Here is a 4,051-nt window from a genome sequence, read left to right on the forward strand (position 1 = left end):
CATGAACCCTACCACTGTCGCGCTGGTGGCCCCGACAAACGGGAGCGGCGCGGCTTGCTGGTCGCCACCCACCGGAACGAAATCCTGGTGCCAAACCGCAATGCATCGATTGCGTTCGGATCGTGCAGAGCACATGGAAGTGTGAACACGCCTGTTTTGCAAGATCCTCCGCCTAACCAGCGAGCCATGAAACGTCGCATGTTGTTCGTATCAGTCCTTAAACCGCGCGCCGTAGTGGCTTCCGCTCACCCAGACCAGGCGGACCTTGGGGATCGCTCCCTCGTTCGGGATCTTCAGTTCGAACTCTAAGGGAACATCAGCAGGGTCATCGACCACGAGACGCGCCCTAGTCTTGGACAGATCCCAGACGGTGCATACGGTCGGATCTCCAGTGGTCTCGCTTAGGAACCAGCCCTCCAGGCCGGTGGGAAATCGCTCACTTGATCGACGCTCAGGCAGTGCAGGGTTCATGCAGGAGGTCCTGGGGCTGAGGGAGAAGCCCACATAGGAAAGGAAGCTTGCGCAAGGATGTCCTGCTGCGCTTAGTGCCTGTAACCAAAGCGCCCCCGCTGCCAAGAGGCCGTTCACGCCCATCTCCAGCCAGGGCGCTGTGGTTGTTGGAGCTGCTAACGAACCACGGCGGAGAGAACAGACCCAATAGGCCAAGCCACACCGTCCCAAAAGGGCTCGAATATCTGCTTGGGGAGTAGCCCGGATACAACGACGCCCCGGCTGAGGGCTGTCTTGAACCTCAACCAAGGCGCTTAGCGGAGCGTGGGGCTCCGCATCTGTTCGGGCTGACACACAACGCGCCCGGTGAGATCATCCTGACCAGGTAAGGTAAATATTCGGTGTCGTGGCTGGGGCGCCCCAGCCACGAGGTGTTCGCGTAAACTCTTGGCCAGGGCGCTGGTGGCTTTCGTCTCAGCAGGAGAACGCAAGTCACGAATGAGAGAGTAAATGACCGGCGTTGGCCTTCAACGTCTCAGAAGGCCAGCCACGAAATCACGGAAGAGTGGCTCTTAGCTTCCGGAGTAGATCTCAAATAGAAACGCCCCGACCGAGAGAGGTTCGCTCAAATCCTCAGCCAGGGCGCCTGTGGTATCCTGCAAGGCAACCACGCCCCAATCCTAGACCCATCCCACTGATCATCAACGCCGCTCAGAATAGACGCGCGCCCTGAAAGAGGAGATCGGGTTCGGATGCTCTTTCAGGACGGCGGCGCTCATGGGGGCAGGAGCGCACGACCCAACAACACGCACCAACCGTGGCCATATTGTGGACGCCTGAATGAGTGCTGTCTCTTAGCGCAGGGCTCTGGTGGTCGAGGAGATCAGGGCAATACAGACAATCGAGGTGATGCCGGCAGGTAGCGGGGCCATCTCCCAGCGCACGGGTTGGCCGGTGAACTCGGAGATGGCGGTGGCATCGCGGGAATAGGTCATGTCTCCGTTTGGTGCGGCGAGGATGAATTTCCAGATTCCTCGGACCCTATTAACCAAGAGATGTGAATGGAGAACACCCGCATCACAGAGGTAAAGTACCCTGGCTCATCTGTTGGTCAGAGACATGGCTGCATCGCCATAGCGTTTGCCGGCGAATTGTTCCGGCGCCAGCATGTCGCCAAGTGCCTTTGTCTCTTCCGGTGAAATCGTGATGTCCGCGGCGGCGACGTTCTGTTCCAGATGCGGGATTTTCCTTGCGCCGGGAATGGGCACAATGAAATCTCCTTGGTTGATGACCCAGGCAAGCGCGAGCTGTGCGGCCGTCACGCCTTTCTTCGTCGCCATCTCCTCCAGCAGAGCTACGAGCGAGGCGTTGGAGGCCATGTTCTCGGAATTGAAGCGCGGAAGCGTCCGCCGGAAATCGTCGGTGCCGAAATCCTCGGGCTTCTGGATCTTACCCGTCAGGAAGCCGCGGCCGAGCGGGCTGAATGGTACGAAGCCGATACCGAGTTCACGGCAAGTGTCCAGGACTTCACCTTCCGGATCGCGGGTCCAGAGCGAATATTCACTCTGAAGCGCGGAAATCGGATGGACGGCATGGGCCCGGCGGATTTGGGCAGCTCCCGCCTCGGAAAGGCCCAGCGCGCGCACTTTGCCTTCCCTCACAAGGTCCGCCATGGCACCGATGGTTTCCTCGATCGGCACGTTAGGATCGACACGATGCTGGTAGAACAGGTCGATCACCTCGACCCCGAGCCGCTTCAACGATGCCTCGGCCACTTCGCGGACATGCTCCGGCCGGCTGTCGAGGCCGGCCATGGCACCCGCGTCCTTCTTGCTCGTGTCGATTCGGAAGCCAAACTTGGTGGCGATCACCACCTTGTCGCGATAGGGTTTCAGCGCCTTGCCGACCAGGATTTCGTTTTCGAAAGGGCCGTAGACCTCGGCTGTGTCGAAAAAGGTGACGCCAAGATCGATCGCCCGATGAAGCGTGCGGATGGACTCCTGCTCGTCCTGGCCACCATAGGCGTGGCTCATTCCCATGCAGCCGAGCCCGACTGTCGAGACGGCGAGGTGAGGACCGAGTTTGCGCGTCTTCATCAGTTGATACCTTCTGTTTCACACCGTAGAGCCATACAGAAGTTCCTAGTTGCGGTTCGTGAGATCAAGTCCAAATCGCCGTAAATGGCACTTCTTGGATGATGAGGATCCAATCCATGCGAGCGTTTGAGATCAGAAATGGGTTTGGCTTGGATCACCTCAGCATGACCGAACGGCCCGTTCCGCAGCCCGGGCCGGGTGCTCGTGCAGATGACTGCGGCAAGCCTTAATTACCGTGACCTGTTGGTGGTGGAGGGCTCCTACAATCCGAAGCTCCGCCTTCCGATGGTTCCGGTTTCCGATGGGGCAGGGATAGTCGAAGCCGTTGGCGCCCGTGTCAAGAATTTTAGACCAGGGGATCGGGTCGTTCCGGTCTTCTTCCAGGGCTGGCTCGAAGGCAAGCCGACGACCGAGAAGCTCGCTACCGGCCTTGGCGCCAACTTGGACGGGGTCCTGTGCGAGTACCGCGTCTTCGATGAGAGCGGCCTGCTGCCGATCCCTGACTACCTGAGCAACGCGGAAGCCGCTGCCCTGCCATGCGCTGGCGTGACGGCTTGGAGCGCTATCGTCAGGCTCGGAGGTATCCGGCCAGGTGACACGGTACTTGTGCAAGGCACCGGAGGCGTTGCCCTCTTTGCACTGCAATTTGCGAAGTTGATGGGCGCCACCGTCATTCTCACATCCTCTTCCGATGCGAAGCTGGCAAGAGCCAAAGCCCTTGGCGCCGATCACCTGATCAACTATCGGGACGAGCCAGTCTGGTCCCGCCCAGCAAGAGTCCTGACGGGCGGGCAGGGTGTTGATCTTGTTGTCGAGATCGGGGGCGCTGGCACCCTTGAACAATCGATCCGAGCGGTTCGCGTTGGTGGCACCATTGCGTTGATTGGGGTCGTGGCCGGTGCTGCCGCTTCAGCCGTGCCACTCCCCCTCGTTGTAATGCGAGCGGTCCGAATGCAAGGCGTCACGCTCGGCTCGCGCGCCGACTTCGAGGCGATGCTGAGGGCCTGCACGAGAGCTCAACTTCATCCAGTTCTTGATGAGCGCCGCTTTGCCTTTGAGCAAACCCCGGCTGCTTTTGCACGCATGAGAGCGGGAGAGCACTTTGGGAAAATCATCATCGAGTTCTGAGTTGCCTCGGTGGTATGCCAAACGAAACAGACGGGGCTAAGCGGTTGGCCAGCTTAGGTGGATTGAGCTGACAGGACCTGAAGTGTGTAAGCTTCGCCGTTCGATCTGGTGCAGACCTCCGCAAATTCGCTTCAGTTCAGGGTCGCTACATCATCCGGCCGTTGCAGGCGGCGTTTTCGTCTTGCTCCCCTCCTGGAATCGTCAGTCAATGAAGGCGTCGACTGTGAGCAGCCGAGCACGTCGCTTTACATGTAGTAGCTGGAACTTGATCTGACATTTGGCGTCCGAGAGTTGGTCGGGCTCATCTGTCCGATGATGTTTTCAAGCGGCGATCATCTTCTCCTTCGCTAACGGGATTGCATCGAGGAAGGTCTGCA

Annotated in this window: 4 protein-coding genes; 1 reads left to right on the top strand and 3 read right to left on the bottom strand. The window is 59.3% G+C overall.

Translation table 11 applies throughout. The annotated features are described in order from the left end of the window. Positions 1–210 precede the first annotated feature (210 nt). From FS320_RS39590 to FS320_RS39595, 3 genes are all read right to left on the bottom strand, one after another. Entirely contained in the window at positions 211–471 is a 261-nt protein-coding gene (locus FS320_RS39590; RefSeq protein ID WP_152717890.1) for a hypothetical protein, read from the bottom strand. Between the two features lie 833 nt (positions 472–1,304). Next, positions 1,305–1,445 (bottom strand): hypothetical protein, encoded by a 141-nt coding sequence (locus FS320_RS45610; RefSeq protein ID WP_153885396.1) that lies wholly within the window; start codon positions 1,443–1,445, stop codon positions 1,305–1,307. Between the two features lie 105 nt (positions 1,446–1,550). Continuing rightward, entirely contained in the window at positions 1,551–2,546 is a 996-nt protein-coding gene (locus tag FS320_RS39595) for an aldo/keto reductase (RefSeq protein ID WP_152717892.1), read from the bottom strand. A gap of 210 nt (positions 2,547–2,756) precedes the next feature. Between FS320_RS39595 and FS320_RS39600 the strand changes: the two genes are divergently transcribed. Further along, positions 2,757–3,674 carry a zinc-dependent alcohol dehydrogenase family protein gene (locus FS320_RS39600; protein WP_338105669.1) on the top strand — a complete coding sequence of 306 codons (918 nt, stop codon included), beginning with the start codon at positions 2,757–2,759 and terminating at the stop codon, positions 3,672–3,674. Positions 3,675–4,051 lie beyond the last annotated feature (377 nt).

This window comes from Microvirga tunisiensis (assembly GCF_009296175.1).
Taxonomy (GTDB): Bacteria; Pseudomonadota; Alphaproteobacteria; order Rhizobiales; family Beijerinckiaceae; genus Microvirga; species Microvirga tunisiensis.